Origin of the sequence: Actinomycetospora atypica, assembly GCF_042653685.1 — a bacterium.
GTDB classification, from domain to species: Bacteria; Actinomycetota; Actinomycetes; order Mycobacteriales; family Pseudonocardiaceae; genus Actinomycetospora; species Actinomycetospora atypica.
The window spans coordinates 254762-275844 of the sequence record NZ_JBHSIV010000004.1 but is presented as its reverse complement, the minus strand read 5'-3'; the positions used below and the strand labels follow the sequence as shown (position 1 = coordinate 275844).

At 74.6% G+C, this 21083-nt stretch carries 17 protein-coding genes; 4 read left to right on the top strand and 13 right to left on the bottom strand.

Annotated features, from left to right (window positions below):
- From ACFPBZ_RS05880 to ACFPBZ_RS05845, 8 genes are all read right to left on the bottom strand, one after another.
- On the bottom strand, nucleotides 1-1394 hold a 1394-nt coding region (locus ACFPBZ_RS05880), incomplete at its 3' end, for a DUF222 domain-containing protein (RefSeq protein ID WP_378035076.1).
- Between the two features lie 233 nt (nucleotides 1395-1627).
- Complete coding sequence (locus ACFPBZ_RS05875) at nucleotides 1628-2449, bottom strand: glycosyltransferase family 2 protein (RefSeq protein WP_378035075.1); 822 nt, start codon at nucleotides 2447-2449, stop codon at nucleotides 1628-1630.
- Nucleotides 2446-3360 (bottom strand): lysophospholipid acyltransferase family protein, encoded by a 915-nt coding sequence (locus ACFPBZ_RS05870; protein WP_378035074.1) that lies wholly within the window; start codon nucleotides 3358-3360, stop codon nucleotides 2446-2448. Before ACFPBZ_RS05870 ends, ACFPBZ_RS05875 begins: the two co-directional genes overlap by 4 nt.
- Nucleotides 3357-5669 (bottom strand): hypothetical protein, encoded by a 2313-nt coding sequence (locus tag ACFPBZ_RS05865; protein ID WP_378035073.1) that lies wholly within the window; start codon nucleotides 5667-5669, stop codon nucleotides 3357-3359. Before ACFPBZ_RS05865 ends, ACFPBZ_RS05870 begins: the two co-directional genes overlap by 4 nt.
- On the bottom strand, nucleotides 5666-6865 hold the full coding sequence (locus ACFPBZ_RS05860; RefSeq protein ID WP_378035072.1) for a glycosyltransferase family 4 protein: 1200 nt from the start codon (nucleotides 6863-6865) through the stop codon (nucleotides 5666-5668). The genes ACFPBZ_RS05865 and ACFPBZ_RS05860 overlap by 4 nt, the downstream gene beginning before the upstream one ends.
- Complete coding sequence (locus ACFPBZ_RS05855) at nucleotides 6862-7293, bottom strand: hypothetical protein (RefSeq protein ID WP_378035071.1); 432 nt, start codon at nucleotides 7291-7293, stop codon at nucleotides 6862-6864. Before ACFPBZ_RS05855 ends, ACFPBZ_RS05860 begins: the two co-directional genes overlap by 4 nt.
- Before the next feature lie 142 nt (nucleotides 7294-7435).
- Nucleotides 7436-8014: a hypothetical protein gene (locus tag ACFPBZ_RS05850; RefSeq protein ID WP_378035070.1), complete on the bottom strand. Its 579-nt coding sequence runs from the start codon at nucleotides 8012-8014 to the stop codon at nucleotides 7436-7438.
- 79 nt (nucleotides 8015-8093) lie between these two features.
- On the bottom strand, nucleotides 8094-8864 hold the full coding sequence (locus tag ACFPBZ_RS05845) for an SGNH/GDSL hydrolase family protein (protein ID WP_378035069.1): 771 nt from the start codon (nucleotides 8862-8864) through the stop codon (nucleotides 8094-8096).
- Between the two features lie 204 nt (nucleotides 8865-9068).
- Between ACFPBZ_RS05845 and ACFPBZ_RS05840 the strand changes: the two genes are divergently transcribed.
- Genes ACFPBZ_RS05840 through ACFPBZ_RS05830 form a run of 3 tightly spaced genes read left to right on the top strand, consistent with a single transcriptional unit; the run spans nucleotide 9069 to nucleotide 12299 of the window.
- On the top strand, nucleotides 9069-10022 hold the full coding sequence (locus ACFPBZ_RS05840) for a GDP-L-fucose synthase family protein (RefSeq protein WP_378035068.1): 954 nt from the start codon (nucleotides 9069-9071) through the stop codon (nucleotides 10020-10022).
- Complete coding sequence (gmd, locus tag ACFPBZ_RS05835) at nucleotides 10019-10993, top strand: GDP-mannose 4,6-dehydratase (RefSeq protein WP_378035067.1); 975 nt, start codon at nucleotides 10019-10021, stop codon at nucleotides 10991-10993. Before ACFPBZ_RS05840 ends, gmd begins: the two co-directional genes overlap by 4 nt.
- Nucleotides 10994-11033: 40 nt before the next feature.
- Nucleotides 11034-12299, top strand: a complete 1266-nt coding sequence (locus tag ACFPBZ_RS05830) for an oligosaccharide flippase family protein (protein ID WP_378035066.1) — start codon at nucleotides 11034-11036, stop codon at nucleotides 12297-12299.
- 221 nt (nucleotides 12300-12520) lie between these two features.
- Here the strand turns inward: ACFPBZ_RS05830 and ACFPBZ_RS05825 are convergent, their stop codons facing one another.
- The 3 genes from ACFPBZ_RS05825 to ACFPBZ_RS05815 form a co-directional block, all read right to left on the bottom strand.
- Nucleotides 12521-14482, bottom strand: coding sequence for a tyrosine-protein kinase domain-containing protein (locus ACFPBZ_RS05825; RefSeq protein WP_378035065.1), 1962 nt, complete (start codon nucleotides 14480-14482; stop codon nucleotides 12521-12523).
- On the bottom strand, nucleotides 14479-15831 hold the full coding sequence (locus tag ACFPBZ_RS05820) for a hypothetical protein (RefSeq protein WP_378035064.1): 1353 nt from the start codon (nucleotides 15829-15831) through the stop codon (nucleotides 14479-14481). Before ACFPBZ_RS05820 ends, ACFPBZ_RS05825 begins: the two co-directional genes overlap by 4 nt.
- Before the next feature lie 92 nt (nucleotides 15832-15923).
- Nucleotides 15924-16958, bottom strand: coding sequence for a glycosyltransferase family protein (locus tag ACFPBZ_RS05815; RefSeq protein WP_378035063.1), 1035 nt, complete (start codon nucleotides 16956-16958; stop codon nucleotides 15924-15926).
- A gap of 154 nt (nucleotides 16959-17112) precedes the next feature.
- Between ACFPBZ_RS05815 and ACFPBZ_RS05810 the strand changes: the two genes are divergently transcribed.
- The gene (locus tag ACFPBZ_RS05810) at nucleotides 17113-18225 is read left to right on the top strand and encodes a glycosyltransferase (protein ID WP_378035062.1); all 1113 of its coding nucleotides are present in this window, start codon (nucleotides 17113-17115) and stop codon (nucleotides 18223-18225) included.
- On the opposite strand, the gene ACFPBZ_RS05805 is transcribed toward ACFPBZ_RS05810, so the two are convergent.
- Together ACFPBZ_RS05805 and ACFPBZ_RS05800 are read right to left on the bottom strand one after the other, a co-directional pair.
- A complete protein-coding gene (locus ACFPBZ_RS05805) occupies nucleotides 18226-19464 on the bottom strand; it encodes a glycosyl hydrolase family 28-related protein (RefSeq protein ID WP_378035061.1) in 1239 nt (412 codons plus the stop codon).
- Nucleotides 19465-19490: 26 nt separating this feature from the next.
- Nucleotides 19491-20954 carry a sugar transferase gene (locus ACFPBZ_RS05800; RefSeq protein ID WP_378035060.1) on the bottom strand — a complete coding sequence of 488 codons (1464 nt, stop codon included), beginning with the start codon at nucleotides 20952-20954 and terminating at the stop codon, nucleotides 19491-19493.
- Nucleotides 20955-21083: the final 129 nt, after the last annotated feature.

Sequence of the window (21083 nt, the reverse complement as noted above, 5' to 3'; positions counted from 1 at the left end):
TAGTCGACGGTGAGGGTGAGCGCGATCCGTTCGCCGCCTTCGTAGTCGGGGCGGGTCCACAACGGCGCTGCTCGCTGTTTCTCGCCGGTTTGCGGTGGCGGTTCTCGCCCGGTATCGCATTCCGGTCTAGCGGCTGACTCGGAGGCTTTCGTGGCCGGGTCCTGGTCGACGGTGGAGTCGCTGTCCTCGACGTGATGGTCGGACTCGTCGCCGCCATTGCCGTTGTCGAATGAGGCGTCGCCGTCGCCGTCGCCGTCGCCGTCGCCGTCGCCGTCGCCGTCGCCGTCGCCGGAGGCGCTGAATGATGTGTCGCTGTCGTGGTCGGCGTCGGTGGGGGCAGCGTGATCGTCGGGAATATTGAGGCCGCGGGTGTGGGCTTCGGCGGCGAGGTCGAGCAGGGCTTGGGCGGGGCGGGCCGGCAGGGTGCGCAGCGCGTTCGCGCCGGGGCTCTCGCCGTGTTCACCGTAGGGGCCGGTCGGCCCGCGGCCGTCGGGGTCGGCGAGCGCGGCGGATTCGGCGGGCGGGGTGGCGGCGGCGAGCGCGGCAATCAACTGCTGGGCGGCCGCGGGGTCGCGGTAGGCGAACTTCCCTTCGAGGGTGCCGTTGTTGCGTTCGCGCAGGTGCAGTTCGTTGTCCGGGGGTGTGCTGTCGTCGGGGGCGGTGCCGTCGGCGTCGAGCAGGGCGAGGATGCCGGTGGCGGCCCGGTTCAGCGCGGCCGGGGAGCGGGTCGCGGCGAGTGTCGCGAGTTCTTTCTCGGTGGTGTCGATGACCTCGTCGGGCAGGGCGGTGTCGGCGGGCAGGGCGCGTAGGCGGGTGATGGTGCGTTCGATGACCTGGACGTGTTCGGCGCCGATCTCGCCGTCCTCGACCCGGGCAGCGGTCGCGGGCAGCGCCGCCGGCAGAGCGGCACCGGCGGGGCTGGTGGTGGGCTGGAGGGCGGTGGCGTGGACGGCGAGGCGTTTGACGTGGGCGGGGTCGAGGCGGATGTGGTCCTCGAGTAGGCGCGCGAGGTTCTTGTAGCCGGTCTCGGTGACGGCGTCGGACTCGCGGAGCGCGGCGATGGCGCGGTAGAGCCGGGCGCCCTGGATGCGCATCGCGCGGGCCGCGGCGGCGACCTCGGCGAGGGCCGCCCGTGAGGTCCGCGACAGGCCCTCGACGTCAGAGTCGTCGTCCGCGGCGGGGGTGGGCATCCCGGGGATCGCCCAGCCGGTGTCGTCGGGATCGGGATCGAGGTCGTCCTCGGGTGGGGCGTCGAGACGTGCGGCCAGCGCGTGGAGGTCGGCGAGGGTGAGGTCGGGGTCGTCGTCATCGAGGGTGGGTTCGTCGACGGGCAGCACGGCGTCCCAGTACGCCTGGTCCTCGGGGTCGGGGTCGACCCGGTGTGCTGCGGTCATGCCTCCATTGTCGAACGGGTGTTCGGGAAGATCGAGAGGTCATTCGGAGGCATTGCGACTGTGAACGTTCAGAGCAGTGACGCGGCGAATGCGCCGGAACTGTGCGCGCGACGCAACGCCGCGACAGCGACACATGAGTCGGCCCCGCCGTATGCGCGACGCAACGGCGCGACAGCGACACGTCGAGTCGGCCGGCCGTATGCGCGACGCACACGGAAAGCCCCACGGCATCGTCAGGAAGGAACGCCCGAGGAACAGAGCGACCGGAACTCCGCCCGCACCGCGGCCTCGTCGAGAACGCCCCACGAGCGCACGGAATGGGTCACGCAGGCGCCGGACGCCCACACGGCGGCGGGGGAGTCGGGCAGTCCGATCCACCGCACCGCCAAGGGATCGCCGGGCCGGGAGAACTCACCCAACGAGAACCCGCACGCCCGCACCGCGGCGCCCATGAGGTGGTCCTCCCCGGCCCGCGACAGGGCGAGTTCCGGCGCCTCGAGCCAGCCCGACTCCATCAGGGCCGAGCAGCAGGCCGCCGAGAGCAGGTAGGCCCCGCCGAGGGCGTGCACCCCGTCGAGCGGGCCCGACCGCAGCCGACGGCGCAGGAGCGGGTGCACGAGACCCCGCAGTCCCGCCTCGGCCCGCAGGGCGGCCGCAGCGGGAGCGAACGAGCGAGCCCCGCCGTCGGGCCCCACCCGCACCGCCCCGAGCAGTCCGAGCGAGGGATCGGCCTCGAACCGCCTCCGAGCAGCGTCGACGACCCCCGGCCGCAGCACCAGCGCGTCGGTGTCGAGGCGCAGCAGCACGTCGAACCCGCCGAGCTGGACGGCGCACCGGATGCCGGCGGCGAGCTTCACGAACAGCCCGCCCTGACCCCCGGGGGCCCGCGGCGGGGCCGCCACGACGACGACGCCGGGGGGCCAGGTCCGGCGGGGGGAGTCGTTCACGACGACGAGCGTGTGCGGCACGCCGAGCCGGTCGCGCACGGAGGCGAGGGTGTCGTCGACGAACTCCGCCGGCCCGGGCCCGACCGGGACGACGACCGCCGCCCTCACCGGAAGATCTCCGACGTCACGTGCCACGCCTCGGGGTGGGCGCCGATCTCCTTCTCGAACGCGGCGGCCACCGCCTCGAGGGCCGCGCGGCAGCGCTCCTCCTCGCCGAGCACCGACGAGTGCAGGACCTCGACCGAGGGGTGCACGTCGAAGTGGACCTGGCCGTCGTCGTCGATCCAGCAGGTCATGGGGTGCAGGGCCGCCCCGGTCCGCGCGGCCATCGCGACCGGCGACGCCGCGAGCACCACGCGCCGCCCGAACATCGGGACCTCGGCGGTCGCGCCCACGGAGAAGCGGTCGATCATCACGCCGACCACCCCGCCCTCGGCGAGGCGTCGGACGAGCACCCCGGCGGAGCGGGCGCGGGCGGCGGGGTCGATCCAGTGCATGTCGTCGTTGCCGCCGGCGGCGCGCACGGTGCTGATCGCGGCCTCGGTGACGGGCGAGTCGAACAGGCGGGCCACGCCGAGCAGCGGCCTCCCGGTCCGGTCCCGCACGGCGGTCGACAGGGCGGCGGTGCTCCACTCGTAGCGGCCCATGTGCGCGCCGACCAGCAGCGCGGCGCGTCCGGGCACGAGGTGGTCGAGGCCGGAGATCGTCACGGCCCGGGAGACCCCGGCGACGCCGAGCGCGGGCATGCGCAGCATCGACCACCAGTGCGCGTAGTACTGCCGCAGCGACTCCCGCAACACGCGCTCGAGCCGGCGCGGCGGCACGTCGGCGCCCAGCACCACCCGCAGGTTCTCCCGAGCGAGGGCGACGCCGGGTCGGCGGAGCACCCGCATCGCGGTCGCCGTCGCGGCCGCCAGCACCGCGACCACCGGCTCGGTGAGCAGCGGCGGGACGACCGCCAGGACCACCGCCGCGACCCGCGCCCGCGCGCTCCGCGGGACCCTCCCCAGCCCGCTCACCGGTGGTACACCGTGGACGTGCCATTGGTGTAGACGACGTCGAAGTGGCGGTCGAGGAACGCCGACGGGAAGCCGTAGGAGGCCATCTGTCCCGCCGTCTGCGACCGCACCTCGCCCTCGCGGGTGTTGGCCGACGTCGCGTAGATCCAGGCGGACTTGTCGATCACCTTGGGCACGAGCTCGGGGAACACCCCGACCTGGCGGCCGGTCCCGAGCAGGAACCGCAGCGTGCCGTACCGGTCGGCGTAGACCACCTGCCGGCGCGACGCGGCCTGGTCGCCGAGCCAGCGGGCGGCCGTGACCTCGGCCCGGTAGGTGTAGAAGCGCTGGAAGTCCTCGCCGCCGCCGGCCAGGTTGATGCGCCCCGCGCCGGAGAACGAGCCGAGCAGCGACGAGTTGAGCGCGAACAGGGCGCCGACCATGACGACGGCGCCGACGGTCGTCACGCGGGGACGCCAGGAGGACAGCCGCTGGGCGGACCAGCCCACCCCGACGACGAGGACCATGAGCGCCTGGAGCAGCGCGCGGTCCTGGTTGTAGGCCGCGGCGAGGGTGCCGGAGAGCCGCAGCATCGCGAGCGCCACCACCGAGCCGAGGATCATCGACCCGACGAGCCGTTCGGTCGGCGACGAGCGCCGGCGCAGCACGAGCACCAGCGCGGCCACGCCCGCCATGAGGTACGCGATCTGCTGCAGGCCGAAGCCGACGAGCAGCTGGCCGATCGACACCGGGGCGGCGGTGCCGACGTCGGTGATCGGGTACGCCGCGGCGTCGGGCACCGGCAGGATGTAGCGCCGGTCGGTGCCGTAGATCCCGGTGACGAGCTGCTCGTACTGCGCCGCGGAGATCTGCGGGGTGGTGTTGCCCTTGATGTAGCCGGTGAGCAGGTCGTCGCCGATCGCGCGGTTGGGCAGGAGGTCGAAGCCGGAGACCTCGAACCCGAGGGCGGCGTCGGAGAGGTTCGACGACGAGTGCGTGACCGTCGTGTTCCACAGCCCGGCGCCGACGACGAGGGTGAACGTCGCGAGCCCGACCATCACCACCTGCCGCCAGCGGTGCGTGAACACCGCGGCCACGGCCGTGATCACCAGCCCGCCGCCGAGGATGACGATGCCGAAGTAGGTCGACGAGTAGTGGGTGACGACGACGCCGAGGGCGAGCAGCACGACGAACACGGCCTGCGACACCCGCGACGCGACCCGCGAGACGAGCACCAGCAGCAGGGCGGCGAACAGCGCGAAGCCGATCTCCTGCTTGGCCAGGCCCGGCATCTGCTGGCCGAAGTTCGGCTGCACCACGAGCAGCGCGGCGCCGAGGAAGGCCCACCGCGGACGCAGGAACCGGCGGCAGAGCGCGTAGACGATGACGGGCGTCGTCGCGAAGACCGCCGGGAAGACGACCTTGACGAGGATCTCCGCCGACACCCCCGACAGCGCGTTGAGCTGCGCGGGGAGCACGGTCACCGACAGCATCGCGCCGTAGGCGTCGCCGGGGCGGAACGCGTTCCACCAGCCGGCGTCGATCGTCTCGATCATCTTGCGGAACTCGGTCATCACGTCGTAGCCGTAGATCGACTCGGCCCGCAGGCTGAACGACCAGAGCACGGCGAGACCGGCGGCGTAGAGGGTGGCGCCGAGCAGGACGTCGTCGGCGCGGCGGGCCCCGACGATCCCGCCCACGAGGGCCGCGAGCACGAGCACGGCCCCGACCACCGCGAGCGACCCGGTGACGACGGTCCCGGCCGCGACGACCCCCGAGGTCGGGCTCCCCGAGTCGGCCGCGTTGAGCCGCAGCGCGCCGAGCAGGGCGACCAGCGGGACGACGGCGGGCGCGAGCAGGTCCCAGCGCCCGAGCAGGCGGGTCCAGCCGTAGTGCGGGTCGACCGCGGGGGTCCGCGTGGCCACGATCGCGAGCAGCGCGACACCGACCAGTTCGAGGGCGACGAGCACCGGGACGGGCCGCAGCGGGGCCTCGATCCCGAGCGGCGGGCCGACCGTGTTCACCGCGAGCCCCGACGTGAGCAGCACCAGCAGCGACCCGGGCACCGACAGCGGGAGCGTCAGCGGGGCCGGCAGCCGCAGCGCGCGCACCAGCAGCACCCCGGGCAGCGTCAGGACCAGCGCGAGCAGCACCACCTGGGCCGCCCAGCTCGCGCGCAGCGGGACGAGGGCGGCGATCGCGACGAGGCCGGCCGCGGCGAGCACCACGTCGGGCCGGGCGCTGAGCAGGTCGCCCGGCGCGGCGGACGCCGGGCGGTGGTGGCTGTTCGCCCGGGGCGTGAGGTCGACGTACTTCGTGGCGGTGGTCATGCGGGCGTCCCGACTTCTCGGTGGGCGGGGGAGGAGGCGACGGTGGGGGAGCCGAGCAGCGGGGCCAGCGCGGCGGTGAGGCGGTCCGCGGTGTGCTGCCAGCCGTGGCGGGCGAGCCAGGCGTCGCGGTCGGCCTTCCCGACGACGGCCGTGGTCCCGTCGAGCACGTCGGCGATGGCGCGGGCGAGGGACCCGACGTCGTCGGCGCAGACGAACCCGCCGGGGGCGTCGGCGACGAGGTGGCGGGCGAGGTTGTCGGGGGCGGCGGTCGTGATCACGGGCAACCCGCAGGCGAGACCCTCGAGCGCGACGATGCCGAACCCCTCGCGGGCCGAGGGCAGCACGAAAACCCGCGCCGCGGCGACGAGCCGGTAGAGCTCGGCGGGGTCGTCGACGTCGTGGTGGACGGTGACGTCGAGACCCAGGGCCGCGGCCCTCGTCGTCAGGAAGGACGCCTGGGGACCGCGGCCGATCACGCGGGCGGTGACGGGCCGGTCGATCCGGGCGAGGGCCTCGAGGAGGAGGTCGACGCGCTTGTGGGGCAGGAGGCGCCCGACCGTGACGACGTCGACGGCGGGGACCTCGACACGGCGGCCGAGGGCGGCCTCGACGGCGGCCAGGTCGACCCCGTTCGGCGCGACGACGACGGGGGTGTCGACCACCTCCGCGAGGCGCACCGCGGTCTCCGCCGACGCGGCGACGATCAGCTGCGGCAGGCGCATCGTCATCCGTTCGACCGCCCAGGCGAGCGTGCCGGCCGGCCCGAGGTAGGAGCGCCAGTAGTCGCGGCTCCACACCTCGTGCCAGGTGACGACGAAGGGGCGCCGGCGCAGGCGCGCGACCAGGGCGAGCACGGGGAGGTGCAGGTAGGGCATGTGGTCGGCCTCGAGGACGTCGAAGCGCGCGGTCAGCAGGCGCAGACAGCCGAGGGCGAAGGCGAGGGCCTGACGGATCGACCGGCGGCCGCCGACGTAGAGCGGGTGGGGGCGGCAGAGGCCGTGGTAGGTCACGTCGCCGTCACGCCGGGTGGGCTCGTCGCCCCACCAGCGCATGGTGTGGACGTGGACCTCGAAGCGGTCGGCGAGGCGCGCCGAGAGCTCCGCGGTGCGCTGCTCCTTGCCGCCGGCGTGGAAGGGGGCGACGGCGTCGGTGACGCACGCCAGTACGGGCTTCACCAGTACCGGCACCGGCCTCATCGGCGGGGCACCTGACAGGTGACGTGGCGGGTGACCGGCTGGTCGACCCCCGCGACCGCGATCGCGACGACGATCTCCGGGGCCGAGCAGGTGACCGTCACCGGGACGGTGCGGGCGCGGCGGACGCCGGCGGCGACGTCGGTGGTGCCGGTGGCGAGGACGGCGGGCGGGGCGGAGCCGGCCTGCTGGGTGATCGACCAGCGGTAGGACGCCGCGTCGGGGCTGCCGTTGCCGAGGGTGAACGAGACCGGGACGGTGGCGCTCGCGCCGAGGGGCAGCATCCCGGGCAGCGGCGCGGTCGAGTCGACGAAGATCTCGGTGAAGCTCTGCGGCGGCGGGGTGAGCCCGAGCGCGGTGGTGAACCGGGCGCCCGCCGCCGTCTGCGCGACCGTCAGTGCCACCAGCAGCGCCGCCGCGGCCGCGGCCACGACCCACACCCGTCGTCGGCCGAGTCGCCCTCCGGCGACGACCCCGTGTACCGCCACCGGTTCCCCCTCGCGTCGACTGCTCTTCGGCGGGTTGTTCGGCCGAATGGAGCAATGCGTTACGCAACCAGGGGGTGACAGGGAGCTACGACCTTCGGATGTCCCGACTGCGGCGCGCGGCCCGGCGCGCGAACCCGACGCCCCCGACCAGGGCGAGGCCGAGCTCGACCCCGAGCAGCAGCACCGCGCCCGCCCCGAGACCGTGGACGCCCTCGGAGAGCCGCGGGTGCAGCGCGCCGGGCCCCTGCGAGCCGACCACCACGAGCAGGGCGAGCGTCACCTGCAGGCCGAGGGCGGCGGGGAAGGCCAGCCACGGGGTCAGTCGCTCCCGGCCGAGGGCGAGGTCGACCACGGGCAGGACGGTCAGCACCCCGAACAGGCACAGCGCGAGCGCCGAGGGCCCGCCGGCGAGCTCGAGCGGGGTCCACCCGTGTCCGCTCGGCGCGGTCGTCACGGGCAGGAACATCCCGACGATGCCGGTGAGGCAGAGCAGGAGCGCGAGGCGCGGGCGGCTCGTCGGTCCGCACGTGGCGAGCCAGAAGCGGGCGCGCCAGCGCAGGCCCCGCATGCCGGGGAGGCGGAACGGCTCGTGGGGGACCCGCTCGAGCGGGGGGAGGGGCGGCTCGCTGCCGAACCCGTCGCGGGCGAACTCTCCGGCCGACATCGGTGCCTCCCCCGCCGTACACATTGGGTCGAGGAGCGGCTACCCCCGGTGCACCGAGATCACGCGGGCCACACCGGCCTCAGACGCCGAGGCGGTCCAGGTCGGCGTTCAGGCGGCGGGCGTAGAGCGCGTGGCCGGCGTCGGTGGGGTGCACCCGGTCGGGCCCGATGAGGCCGCGTCCCTGGTCGTAGGCCCCGGTGAACCAGCCCTCGCGCATCGGGTCGATCCACGTGACGCCGGCCTTCGCGGCGGTGTCGGCGAGCGCGTCGACCCACTCCATGGCGTCGTCGCGCGTGGTGCCGTTCCAGAAGGGGCCGACGGCGATGATGCGGACGCCCGGCAGCCGTGCGGCGAGGTCGCGGTAGAGCCGGTCGGCGGCGGCAGACACCTGCCCGACCGGCAGGGTGATGTCGTTCGGCGAGCCCTCGACGATCACGATCTTCGGCTGCGAGGTCACGACCTTGTCGAGCTGGGCCGCCTGGAACGGCGCGGCGGTCCCGGGGTTCAGGTAGCCCGTGCCGCCGATCGAGGTGTTGACGACGTCCCACTGGCGCTGGGCGCCGAGCAGCTTCGTCCAGTTCGCCGCGCCGAGCCCGCCCTGCGCGGTACCGGCGCTGATGCTGTCGCCGATCACCGCGGCCGGCAGCGGCCCGGCGTCCACGCTCGCCACCGTCTCGGCGCGGGTGGGTCCCGACGACGAGGCCGACGGCTGGGTCGCCAGGGCGGCGGTCACGACGACCACCGCGAGCACGGCGAGGGCGATCACCGGCAGGGTCCGCGCCCGGTCGGAGCCGGCGTCGAGCCGTTGCAGGGCCCGGCGCAGACGGCGGGACGACGAGCGGCTGGACATGGACGACCTCCATCGGGCAACACCGGACCGGCCGGTCCGACACCCGGTCGTTCGCGCCGACCCGATCGGGCGTTACTCCATTAGGCCCAACGAGTGCGGTCCTCGCCTCGGCCGATCACCGGCGGCCCCTGCTCCCCACGGTGTGACGCGAGCCCATCGGCCTAGTGCTCGGAGAACCGACCACGCTCCGCTACCGTCAGTGGCATGGACGAGCTGGATCGTTCCGCACGCGTGCTGGTGGCCGGGTCCGGTGGGCTCGTGGGCTCCGCGGTGGTGCGGGCGTTGGAGTCGGCGGGCTTCACCGACGTGGTGGGGGCGCGGTCGGCGCAGGTGGATCTGCGCGACGCGGACGCGGCGCGGGAGTTCGTGACGGCGACGGCGCCGGCGGTGGTGGTGGACGCGGCCGCGCGGGTGGGCGGGATCGCGGCGAACAACGCGCGGCCGGTGGAGTTCCTGCACGACAACCTGCGGATCCAGGCGAACCTGCTGGATGCCGCGCACGCCGCGGACACCGGGCGGGTCCTGTTCCTGGGGTCGTCGTGCATCTACCCGAAGTTCGCCGAGCAGCCGATCCGGGAGGACTCGCTGCTGACGGGGCCGCTGGAGGCGACGAACGACGCCTACGCGGTCGCGAAGATCGCCGGGATCATGGGGGTGCAGTCCTACCGCCGGGAGTACGGGCGGCGGTGGATCTCGGCGATGCCGACGAACCTCTACGGGCCGGGGGACAACTTCGACCTGGAGTCCTCGCACGTGCTGCCGGCGTTGATCCGGAAGTTCCACGAGGCTGCTCGTGACGGCTCCGAGCAGGTCGTCGTCTGGGGGACGGGGACGCCGCGGCGGGAGTTCCTGCACGTGGACGACCTGGCGGCGGCGTGTGTGCACCTGCTGGAGGCCTACGACGACCCGGCGCCGATCAACGTCGGCACCGGGCAGGACGTGACGATCGCGGAGCTGGCCTCGGCCGTCGCCCGGACGGTGGGTTTCACGGGCGAGATCGTGTACGACACGTCGCGCCCGGACGGGACACCGCGCAAGGTCCTCGACGTCTCGAAGATCGAGGCGACGGGATGGAAGCCGACGATCGGGCTCGCCGAGGGGCTGGCCTCGACCTATCGCTGGTACCTGGACAACATCGTGGTGGAGGCTGGGACGTGAAGCGCGCACTGATCACGGGGATCACGGGTCAGGACGGCTCGTACCTGACCGAGTTGTTGCTGTCCAAGGGCTACGAGGTCCACGGGATCATCCGACGTAGCTCGACGTTCAACACCGGCCGGATCGAGCACCTCTACCAGGACCCGCACGACCCCGACCAGCGTCTGGTGCTGCACTACGGCGACCTGACCGACTCCTCGCGTCTGGTCACCCTGATCGAGAAGGTCCGGCCCGACGAGGTCTATCACCTGGCCGCGCAGTCGCATGTCCGGGTCTCGTTCGACGAGCCGGAGTACACCGGCAACACCACCGGCGTCGGGACGACGCGGTTGCTCGAGGCGATCCGGATGGTCGGGATCGACACCCGCTACTACCAGGCGTCGTCGTCGGAGATGTTCGGGGCGACCCCGCCGCCGCAGGACGAGGAGACCCCGTTCTACCCGCGCAGCCCGTACGGGGCGGCGAAGGTCTACGGCTATTGGATGGCCCGGAACTACCGCGAGGCGCACGGGTTGTTCGCGGTGAACGGGATCCTGTTCAACCACGAGTCCCCGCGCCGCGGCGAGACGTTCGTGACCCGGAAGATCGCCCGGGCGGCGGCGCGGATCGCGCAGGGCAAGGAGGAGTTCGTCTACCTCGGCAACCTCGACGCGGTCCGCGACTGGGGGTATGCCCCGGAGTACGTGGAGGGCATGTGGCGGATGCTGCAGGCCGACCAGGGCGACGACTACGTGCTGGCCACGGGCACGGCGACGACGGTCCGGCAGTGGGTGGAGTACTGCTTCGCGCACGTGAACCTGCCGTGGGAGGACCACGTCAAGTTCGATGAGACCTATCTGCGGCCCACTGAGGTCGACGCGCTGATCGGGGACCCGTCGAAGGCGGAGAAGATCCTGGGCTGGAAGGCCGAGACGATGCCCGAGCAGCTCGCCCGCATCATGGTCGAGGCCGAGCTCACGGGCGCCCGCTGACGAGGGCACGACCGGTCCGGCCGGCGACGGGGAACGGGCGATGAGGCAGGGCACGCTCTCGCTCTTCCTCGGCCGGGTCGGCGGGGTCGCCGGCGCGCTGGTCGTCGGGCAGCTCGTCCTCGGCGTCACCTACGTCGTCGGGGCCCGCGCCATCTCCCCGGCCACGCTCGGGCTGATCGCCACCTGCGCCGCGATCGGGCAGGTCGCGGCCACGGTCGTCGACCTGGGCATGATCAACTACCTGGTCCGCGAGACGGCGGCCGGGCGGATCGACGAGGCCCGCGCCCGGGCCGTCGTCGCGGGCAAGCGCCCGTGGGCCCTGCTCGTCCTGCTGCTCGTCGGGATCGGCACGAGCGTCCTCCTCGCGCCGACCGCGGGGTCGGCGGCACTGCTCGCCGTGGTCGGGGTCGGCATGTACGAGGCGCAGACCGCGAACGGCCTGCTGCGCGCCCAGGAGCGGTTCGCGAAGGCGTCGACCGGCCAGCTCAGCGGCCGGGTCGGCGGACTGGCCATCGCGTTCGTCCTGGCCGTCGCGGGCGTCGGGGAGGTCGCCCTCGCGGCGGCGATCCCCGCGTCGTTCGTGCTCGAGGCCCTGATCGACCGCTTCTTCCTCGGCCCGGCCGGACAGCGCCGCCGTCCGACCTCGGAACTGGTGGGGCACCACCGCGAGTCGGTGGGCTTCGGGCTCGCCAACCTCGCGGCGTCGGCCCAGCAGCTCGACACCGCGCTCGTCACCGCGGGGGCCGGCGCCTTCCAGGCCGGTCTCTACGCGGCCGGGGGACGCCTGCTCGGACCCCTGACCTTCCTCGCGAACTCGCTCGGCATGGTCGCCGCGCCGTGGTTGGCCCGCGCCGGCACGGACGAGGCGGCGCTGCGCGTCGAGGAGCGCCGGGTGCTGAGGGTGGGCGCCGCGCTGTGCGCCGCCCCGCTGATCGCCGCGGTGGCGGGTCCGCCGCTGATCCCGCTGCTGCTGGGCGAGGAGTACGCCCGCTCGGGCACCGTGTTCGCGATCCTCGCCGTCGGCGCGGCGATCGTGACGCTGAACCAGCCGTTCGCGGTGATCGCCCAGAACCGGGGCCGCCAGCAGGCTGTGGCGGTGGGGATCGCGGTCGGCCTCGCCTTCGGGCTGGTGGCGACCTACGTGCTCTCGCTGTTCGGCGGCGCGGTGTGGGCGGCGATCGGCTACGTGGTGAGCCAGCTGATCATCTTCGTGCTGCTGGGGCTCGCCGCCCGCCGGGCCCGCCGCGACGGGGTGGCGGGAGTGGGGGCGCCCGCGACGGTGCCGGAGGGGCCCGAGGTCGGCTGAGGGCGCCCAGCTCTCGCATGATCGACTTCTGTGTCGCGAAGTGCCTCACCAGGCGAGCACCCTGCGACGCAGAGGTCGATCATGGTCGGTCGGGGGTTGGTCTGGGGGTCGACCAGGCCATCCCTCGTCGGACGCGCTAGGCAGATGATCATGCTGAGCGCGACGTCGCGCTCAGCATGATCGACTGCCTGGCGAGCGTCCCCGGAGTGTCGAGGTCGGGCTCAGGACGAGGTGGTCGTGGGCGCCGGCCGCACGACCCGACGACGACGCCGGGCGACGGCCCCGGTGGCGTTGCCGTTGACGGCGCCGTTGGTCCGGGTGGGGTGGTGGCCGTTCGTCGGGGGCTCGGCCGGCGGGGGGTCGGCGGGGCCGGCGGGAGTGGTGGCCGGGACCGACCAGGACGAGGTCGCCCGACGCCGGCCCCGACGCTTCGGTGTCTCGGCCGCGGCCGCCTCGTCGGACGAGGCAGCGGGCTCCGGCACGACCGGGGTGGGCTCGGGCGCGGTCGTGGCCGGCTCGTCGCCGGCGCGAGCCGGGGTGGCGGGCTCCGGCACGACCGGTTCGGGCTGGGGCTCGGTGGCGGTCTCGGGCTCGACGACCGCGGCGGGCTCGGGCTCGGCGGACAGGGCTTCGGGCTCGGGCTCGGCGACCATCGGCTCGGCGACCGCGGCCGGCTCGGCCTCGGGGACGGGCTCGGCGACCGCAACCAGCTCGGGCTCGGGCTCGTTCTCGGCGGGAGCGGCGGGAGCGGCGGGAGCGGCGGCCGGGGCCGGGGCCGGGGTGACGGCGGCCGGGCGACCGGGCGGGAGGGCCCGGCGGGTCTCCAGGGGCGACTCCGGCACGTCGACCGCGAAGGTGAGCACCGCGCCGACGGCCGGGGCGCCGACCGTGCGCAGACCGGCGGCGGCGACGTCGAGGTCCTCGGGGCGGGCCGACCCGCGGCGGGCGACCACCACGACGCCGTCGGCGAGGGCGGCGAGGTCGAGCGCGTCGGGGCTGCCCGAGAGCGGCGAGGCGTCGAGCAGGACCCAGCCGTAGGTCTCCCGCAGACCGGTGAGCACGGCGGCGCCGGCCGGGGAGCCCCACACCTCGCCGGGCCGCTCGACGGCCGAGCCGGAGGTGAGCACGTCGAACCCGCCGACGGTGGAGCGCTGGACGCCGACGACACCGCCCGAGGCCCGGCGGGCCCCCAGGGCGTCGGCGAGTCCGGGCTGCTCGGGCAGGTCGAGGCGCCCGGCGACGGCGGGACGGCGGAGGTCGGCGTCGACGAGCACCACGGACTCGCCGGCCAGGGCGAGGGCGACGGCGAGGTCGACCGCGACGGTCGTCGTGCCCTGCTCGGAGCGCACCCCGGTGACGACGAGGCATCGTCGGGACCCCGCCCCGGCGAGCACCGCGGTCCGCAGCCGGCGCACCGCGGCGGCGCGGTCACGCGCCCGGGCGGCGGAGCGGCCCCGGCGGCCGGGGGCGGGCTCGGCGAGCAGCGCGGGGCGGTCGGGCCGGCGGGGGAGCGCGGGCATCGCGGCGAGGACGGTGGTGTCGAGTCCCTCGGCGAGGGTGTCGGCGGAGTCGACGGCGCGACGCATCGCGCGGCGGCCGAGCGCGACCCCGGTGCCGAGCACCACGCCCGCGAGCAGGCCGGCGGCGAGCAGCATCGTCGTGCCGGGCCCGGCGGGGTAGATCGGCACGGTCGGCGGGAAGATCACCTCGGTGGAGACGATCGGCCGGTTCACCGGCTGGCCGGTCGATTCGATCGAGTTCACCAGGCGGGTGAACGACGTGGTGACGGCCTGCCCGACGAGCTGGGCCTCCTGCGGGGTCGGCTGCGTGACGCCGACGTTGAGCACCACCGTCTCCGCGACCGCGTCGGCGCTGACCGAGCCCTGGATCTCCTCCGCGGTCGGCGAACCGCCGAGCAGGGCGGAGGCATCGGCCGCGACGCGCGGACCGGTGATCAGCTCGGAGTAGGACTTCACGCGCTCGGTGGAGAGCTGCGCGCCCTGGTAGGAGTCGCTCGAGCTCGTGGTGGTCTGCGGCGACGCCACGTAGAACACGGCGGTCGAGGTGTAGGTGCGGGGCAGCAGGGCCGCCACCGCGGCGGCGATCACCACGCACACCGCGACGATGCCGCCGACGAGCCAGCGGTCCTCGCGCAGCACGGTCCAGTATTCGCGGGCGTTCACGGGCGTCCTCCCGGACTGCTGGTGGCACGGGCGTCGCGGACCCCGAGGAAGCGCTGGACGCCTCCGGGGAGCAGCGCGCCGGGCGCGTCGCGCTCGGCGTCGGTCAGGTCGTCGCAGGCCAGGGCCAGTGCGACGAGGATGAAGACCCAGCTCGACGCGGCGGCCGGCTGGGAGAGCAGGAGGGTCGCGAACACGACGAAGGCGACGGGTGCGGCACGGCCCCGCAACGTGGAGCCGGGCGGGCGGCGCAGGAACAGCAGCGGGACGAGCAGGGCCAGCGTCACGAGGAGCACGAACGGCATCCCGTTCACGGCGATGTCGGAGATCAGGTTGACCCCCGCCTGCTTCTCGGTGCCCTGGCCGCCCCAGGGTTTCTCGGTGATGGCGCGGATGCCGGCCTCGGTGGCGTCGGAGCGCTCGTCGAGCGAGGCCTCGTTGCTCGTCTGCTTCGCCTGCAGCCCGAACACCGGGGCGTAGAGCGCGATCCAGGCGGCGCCGGCCATCGCGCCGAGCCCGCCGATCTGGCGCAGGAACGGGACCAGTCCGATGCCGCCCCGCGGGCGCAGGAAGAGCTCGAGGGCCACCACGACCACGAAGACGCCGAACCCCGCGGTGGACAGGGTCCCGACGAGGCCCGCGAGCAGCAGGGCCTTGACCCGCCAGCTCCGGTAGCCGACGGCGTCGGCGAGGAACCAGCCGACGGCGCAGAACATCGCCATCCACCCCGACTCGCGCCCGACCCCGGTGAGCCGCGGGACGTCGAGCCCGAACACCGAGGACGTGGAGTAGCTGATGGTGAAGGGGAAGTACACGGGCTGGGGGCCGACGGTGCCGACCGGGACCGTCGTGACCTGCCCGACGCCGACCCCGGCGACCGCCCAGTAGGCAGCGGTGACCAGCCAGAGCGCGCCGACCACGCACAGCACCACGACGAAGCCGCGCGCCAGCGCGAGGCGGGCCCGCGGGTCGGCGAGGACGAGCACCGCGGCGGTGAGCGAGCCGATCGTCAGGACGAAGTCCTGGAAGAGGCTGCGGATGCGGGTGAGGTCGTCGACCCAGACCCCGTGCAGCACCATCCAGAGGTAGGCCGCGACGACGAGGCCGAGGAAGACGGTGACGGCGCGGACGGCCCGGGTGGGGGCGTGCTCGCGGCGCAGCATCGCGGTGACGCCGGCGGCCAGGGCGATCCCGCAGCCGGGCAGGGCGGTGTACTCGCCGAAGGTGCCGGGACGCAGCAGCGGCAGGGAGGCCAGCAGGAGCCCGGCGGGCACGGCCGCGGGGAGGCGCGGGGTGGTGGCGGTGGAGACGCTCCGTGTCCGGATGGGCTGCCGCAGTGGGCTGATGGTCACGGCCACCTCCCCCGGAGTCGTCACACCGTGTCGCATTGCTCCGAAGAGACTAACGCGAACGGGGAGGTCCCGGGAACCGTACCGGTGAACGGTTACCTTGCGTCGCCGATGAGTCCGGTCACGAAGTGGTCGGTGCCCAGACGGGTGCGCGCCCGGTGAGCGGCCGCCGCCCGGCGGTCGCGGTGGGCCACCAGCCGGGCGATCGCCGCCCGCACCTCGGCCACCGGGTCGGTCGCGCCGAGCTCGGCGACCTCCCCGATCCCGGTGCCGGTCACCATGCTCGCGGCCCACCCGCGCGCCGGCCCGAGCACGGGCACCCCGCGGGCGGCGGCCTCGGCGACGATGCCGCTGGGGGCGTCGTTGTCGTGCAGCACCGCCACCGCGTCGGCCCCGGACACGGCGGCGTCGAACTCGGCCTCGCTCAGCAGCCGGTCGTCCACGTGCAGGCGGTCGGCGAGCGGGGACTCCTCGAGGGCCGTCCGGACGTCGGGCTCGCAGCGGCCGCCGACCACGAGGTGCACGTCGGGGAGCTGCTCGAGCGCCTCGAGGAGCAGGGGGACGTTCTTGCGGGCGCTGACGACGCCGAACACCCCCAGCCGGAAGCCGGCCGGGCCGCCAGCGTCGTCGGGACGGGCGTCGTCGGGACGGGCGACGGGGCCGGGGACCGTGACCGGATCCCGCACCGGCTCGATCCCGGGGAAGCCGCGCCGGCGCACCACCACGCCGAAGGCGTCGGTGAGGAAGCGGACCCGCACCCGCGGGACCCGCGCGAGCAGGAACGCCAGCGGCGGCTTGACGGTCATCCCGGGGGTCGCACGCTCCGGCCCGCCGGGCAGGGAGGTGCGCATGAGCAGCACCGACACCGGGGGATGGGTGCCGCGAGCCCGGGCGAGGGCGAGCAGGAGGGGCGCCACGTTCTTGTCGCCGTCGGGCACGACGAGGCGTGCGCCCGCCGCGCGGGCGGCCGACAGTCCCGTCGCGATCGCCTCGCGTCGCTCGGACGGCAGCTCGACGACCGCGGTCTCGACGTCGGCGAGGTGCTCGGCGAACTCGGGGGAGTCGCGGACGGCGGCCGGGACGAGCAGGAGGCGGTCGGCGGGCGGCACCGAGGTCAGCAGCAGGCGCACGTATCGGAGACGATGGCCGAGCGGGTCGAGCTCGAGTACCGCTACGGGGGAATTCACAGCCACTTGGCCCACATCCTCATGGTCCTCGTCCCCCCAAGGAAGGATACTCACCGACGTGTCGACGACTGTAGGTGACGGCGGGGGCAGCACAGGGATGAAGATCGCGTGGCTCACCGACGCGCAGGCTCCGTACCGTGAGCCCCTCTTCTGCGAGCTCGCCACCCGCTGCGACTTCCACGTGCACTTCCTCTTCACCGAGGAGCCGGAGCGGCACTTCCGGTTCCGGCCGCACCCGGGCTACTGGTCGGCCGTCCTCCCCTCGGTGCGGCTGCCCCTGCCGAAGCGGATCGCGCGGCGGCTCGACTCCTACCAGGCGGTGCTGCGCATCGGGGAGACCCGGAAGATGCTCGACGCGGCCGACGTCGTGGTGATCCCGACGTGGGCCCAGGCGGCCAGCGCCTGGACGATGCTGCGCGCCCGCCGTCGCGGCATCCCCTACGTGATCTTCTCCGAGTCGACGCTCGACTCCCGGCAGTTCGACCGCGGCCCGGTCGCGTGGCTGCGGACGAAGCTGTTCAGGCAGGCCGGCGCGGTCGTCGTGCCCGGGCCGAGCGCGCGCGACGCCGCCCTGCACACGGGGGTCGAGCGCGGCCGGATCGTCGAGTCGGTGAACTCGATCGACCTCGAGGCGTTCGGGGCCCGGCCCCGCGAGCTGCGCTCCGCCGCGGGGGAGGGGACCGGCCCCGACGCCGCGCACCACCGGTTCGCCGTGATCGGCCAGCTCATCGGGCGCAAGAACGTGCACTCCCTGCTCGACGCCTTCTCCCGCCTCGACGGTGAGCCGACGCTCGACGTCGCGGGCGACGGGGTCGACCGGCAGGCCCTCGAGGACCAGGCCCGGGCGCTCGGGGTGCTCGACCGTGTGCGCTTCCTCGGCTTCCTCGAGGAGCCCGGGGTGGTCGAGGTCCTCGCCCGGGCCCAGACCCTCGTGCTGCCCTCCACCGAGGAGGTCTACGGGTTCACCGCGCTCGAGGCGCAGGTGGCGGGGCTGCAGGTGGTGGTGTCGTCGAAGGCCGGCATCGCGGAGAACCTCGTCGGGGTGCCCGGCGCGTGGGTGGTCGAGCCCGACGCCGACGACGTGCTCGCCGGGCTCGAGGCCGCCCGCGCGGCGTGGACCGGCTGGACCGCGGACATCCCGGAGGACGCCGCGTCGCCGAAGCGGACCGCCGACGACGTCCTCGCGGCGGCCCGGATCGCCTCGCGGTAGCTAGCTGAACGAGTTCCCGCCCACCGCCACGGCCTTCGCGCCGTCGAGCAGGATCGCGTCCTCGGCGGACAGCCCGGTGACGCGGTTGCCGGTGATGGCGCCGCCGCCGACGCCGTGGAAGGCGACGGCCTGCACGTCGGGCGAGCAGCGGAACTCGTTGCCGGTGACGGTCACGGCGGTCGGCGGCACGGTCGCGCGCCCGCCCGCGGTGTCGCCGCGCCCGCCGGCCAGGGCGTTGACCAGGGCGATCGGCTCGGTGTTGGTCTCGGCGTCGTGGGTGTTGCCGCGCACCGTGACCCGGGTGCACCCGGAGATGACCTGGACGTGGGCGAACTCCCGGAGCCCGCAGGCGGTGAACCGGCAGCCGCTGACCGTGACGTCGGAGGACCAGTCCTCCACGTGCACGGCCTCCATCCGGTAGTTGGTGATCGAGCAGTCGGTCACGGTCACCTCGGCGCAGTGCGCGATGCCGACGGCGAAGCCGGGGGAGTCGTTGTCGCGGAACGTGCAGTCGCGGACGACGACGTCGCGGAACGAGCCGGCGGGGCTGTTGAACTCGAGGTCGGTGTTGGCGTTGCGGGCGAACGTGCTGCCGGTGACCTGCACCCCGACGGTGATCGCCGTCGACTCGTTGGCCTGGTAGAGCCCGTAGGTCAGGCGGTGGAACAGGCAGTCCCGCACGACGAGGCCGGTGGAGACGTCGTCGGTGACGCCGAGCTGGATGCCGTGGCAGAACGCGTCGTAGGAGTCGGCCGCCCCGGAGAGCACCACCCGCGAGAGGATGAGCCGGTCGACCTGCCCCACGCGCAGCAGGACGGTCTCGACGTCGGCGTTGCGGGCGAGCTCGAGCCCGTCGATCGCCGCCTCGGTGCCGGCCACCTCCACCGCGGCGGTCGCACCCGGCTCGACGCGCAGGACCGTGCGGCCGGGCTGCCCGGCGAGCAGCACCCCGGCGGGGAGCTCCAGGGGCTGGGGCAGCACGAGGCGGTAGGTCCCGGCGGGAACCGCCACGGTGTCGCCCGACCGGGCGGCGGCCAGCGACCGGACGAAGGCGCCGGCGTCGTCGGTCCTGCCGTCGCCGGTGGCCCCCGCGGCGCGGACGTCGTGCACGGTGCCGCGGCGCAGCGGGGCGCCGGACGGGCGCGGGAGGTCGTCGTCGGGGGCCGGGGGGTGCGGGGCGCCCGCGCACGAGGCGGCGACGAACGCGGCCGCGCCGGCCGTCGTCGTGAGGGCGAGCACCTGTCTCCGGGAGACCCGGCCGGGCGTCAGCGGCCCCGTGCCAGCACCACCTCGGCGACCGTGCGGAGCAGGACCTTCGCGTCGAGCCACAGCGACCAGTTCTCGATGTAGTAGTTGTCGAAACGCGCGCGGTCGGAGATCGGGGTGTCCCCGCGCAGGCCCGAGACCTGCGCGAGGCCGGTGAGCCCGGCCGGCACGCGGTGGCGGTGACCGTAGCGCGGGTGCTCGGCGGAGAAGCGCTCGACGAAGTGCGGGCGTTCCGGGCGGGGCCCGACGATCGTCATCTCGCCGCGCAGGATGTTCCACAGCTGGGGGAGCTCGTCGAGCGAGGTCGCGCGCAGCACGCGGCCGACGCGGCCGACGCGGGAGTCCTGGGCGATCGACCACTGGGTGTCGCCCTCGATGGAGGTGGCCGGGCGCATGGAGCGGAACTTCAGGCACTCGAACTGCCGGCCGTCGCGCCCGACGCGCACCTGGCGGAAGAGGATGCCGGGCCCGCCCTCGAGCCGGACGGCGAGCGCGCAGGCCAGCAGCACGGGGGAGAGGAGCACGAGGGCCAGGGTCGAGGCGACCACGTCGACGGCGCGCTTGAGCGACCACGCCGCCCCGGACAGGGCGGGGGTGCGGATGCGCATCACCGGCAGAGAGCCGATGTGGTCCGAGGCCCCGGTGGCCGTGGCGAAGGCGTGCAGGCGAGGGACGACGAGCAGGTCGCAGTGCGCGGCGGCCGGAGTGCGGACGCGGTCGAGGAGGTCCTCCTCGTCGACGTGCCCGTCGCCCACGAGCAGGACGTCGACCCCGTGGGAGCCGACGACGGCGTCGAGGTCGTCGAGCGTCCCCACCCAGGGCACCCGCGCGGAGGCGGGGCCGGGGACGGCGTCGAGGTAGCCCGCGACGGCGAGGCCGTAGCGCGGGTAGCGCTCGAGCAGGGCCGCGATCTCGCCGGAGAGCTCGCCCCCGCCGATCAGCAGGGTGCGGTGCGCGACGATCCGGCGGCGGCGCGCCGTCATGACCAGCCTCGTCGTCAGGAACCGGCCGGCGACCACGAGGCCCACGGATTCCAGGGCGCTGACGACGAACTGGGTCACCCCGAGGTCGTCGTGGCGGAACGCGAACACCGCGGCGACGAGCGCGATCGCGATCAGGAGGCGCCCCAGCAGGGCGGGCAGCTCGTCGAGGACCGAGAGGTGGAGCCGGGCGCGGTAGCGCCCGCCGCCGCACACCAGGGCCACGGTGATCACCGAGAGGGCCAGGTAGGCCTTCCAGTAGTCGGGGGACCAGAGCACCGGGGCGGCGGTGGCGACCGCGTCGACCGGGAGCACCACCATCCAGGCCTGGAGCCGACCGGCCCGGCGGACCCCGAGGACGGGGCGGGCGCGCGGCGGGTCGACGGGGCTGCCGGGCCGGGGTGCCCGCACGGCGGGGACCGCGGCGAGAGTGGGCCGGACGTGCTCACGGGCCTCGCCCGCCGCCGTCTGGACACCGGCCATGCGGTCCCACCCCTTCCCCGGATCACGATCGCGAAACCGTCCGGTCACCGATGCTGCCGAGGAACGGCCGTTCGGACCCTGGGAACTCCTCCCAGGGTTCGCCCGACCACGTCACTCGACCGCGTGAAC

Coding starts and splice junctions, on each gene's coding strand:
- ACFPBZ_RS05865 (WP_378035073.1), bottom strand. CDS start 5,669: ATGACCACCGCCACGAAGTACGTCGACCTCACGCCCCGGGCGAACAGC.
- ACFPBZ_RS05860 (WP_378035072.1), bottom strand. CDS start 6,865: ATGAGGCCGGTGCCGGTACTGGTGAAGCCCGTACTGGCGTGCGTCACC.
- ACFPBZ_RS05850 (WP_378035070.1), bottom strand. CDS start 8,014: ATGTCGGCCGGAGAGTTCGCCCGCGACGGGTTCGGCAGCGAGCCGCCC.
- ACFPBZ_RS05845 (WP_378035069.1), bottom strand. CDS start 8,864: ATGTCCAGCCGCTCGTCGTCCCGCCGTCTGCGCCGGGCCCTGCAACGG.
- ACFPBZ_RS05840 (WP_378035068.1), top strand. CDS start 9,069: ATGGACGAGCTGGATCGTTCCGCACGCGTGCTGGTGGCCGGGTCCGGT.
- ACFPBZ_RS05830 (WP_378035066.1), top strand. CDS start 11,034: ATGAGGCAGGGCACGCTCTCGCTCTTCCTCGGCCGGGTCGGCGGGGTC.
- ACFPBZ_RS05810 (WP_378035062.1), top strand. CDS start 17,113: ATGAAGATCGCGTGGCTCACCGACGCGCAGGCTCCGTACCGTGAGCCC.
- ACFPBZ_RS05800 (WP_378035060.1), bottom strand. CDS start 20,954: ATGGCCGGTGTCCAGACGGCGGCGGGCGAGGCCCGTGAGCACGTCCGG.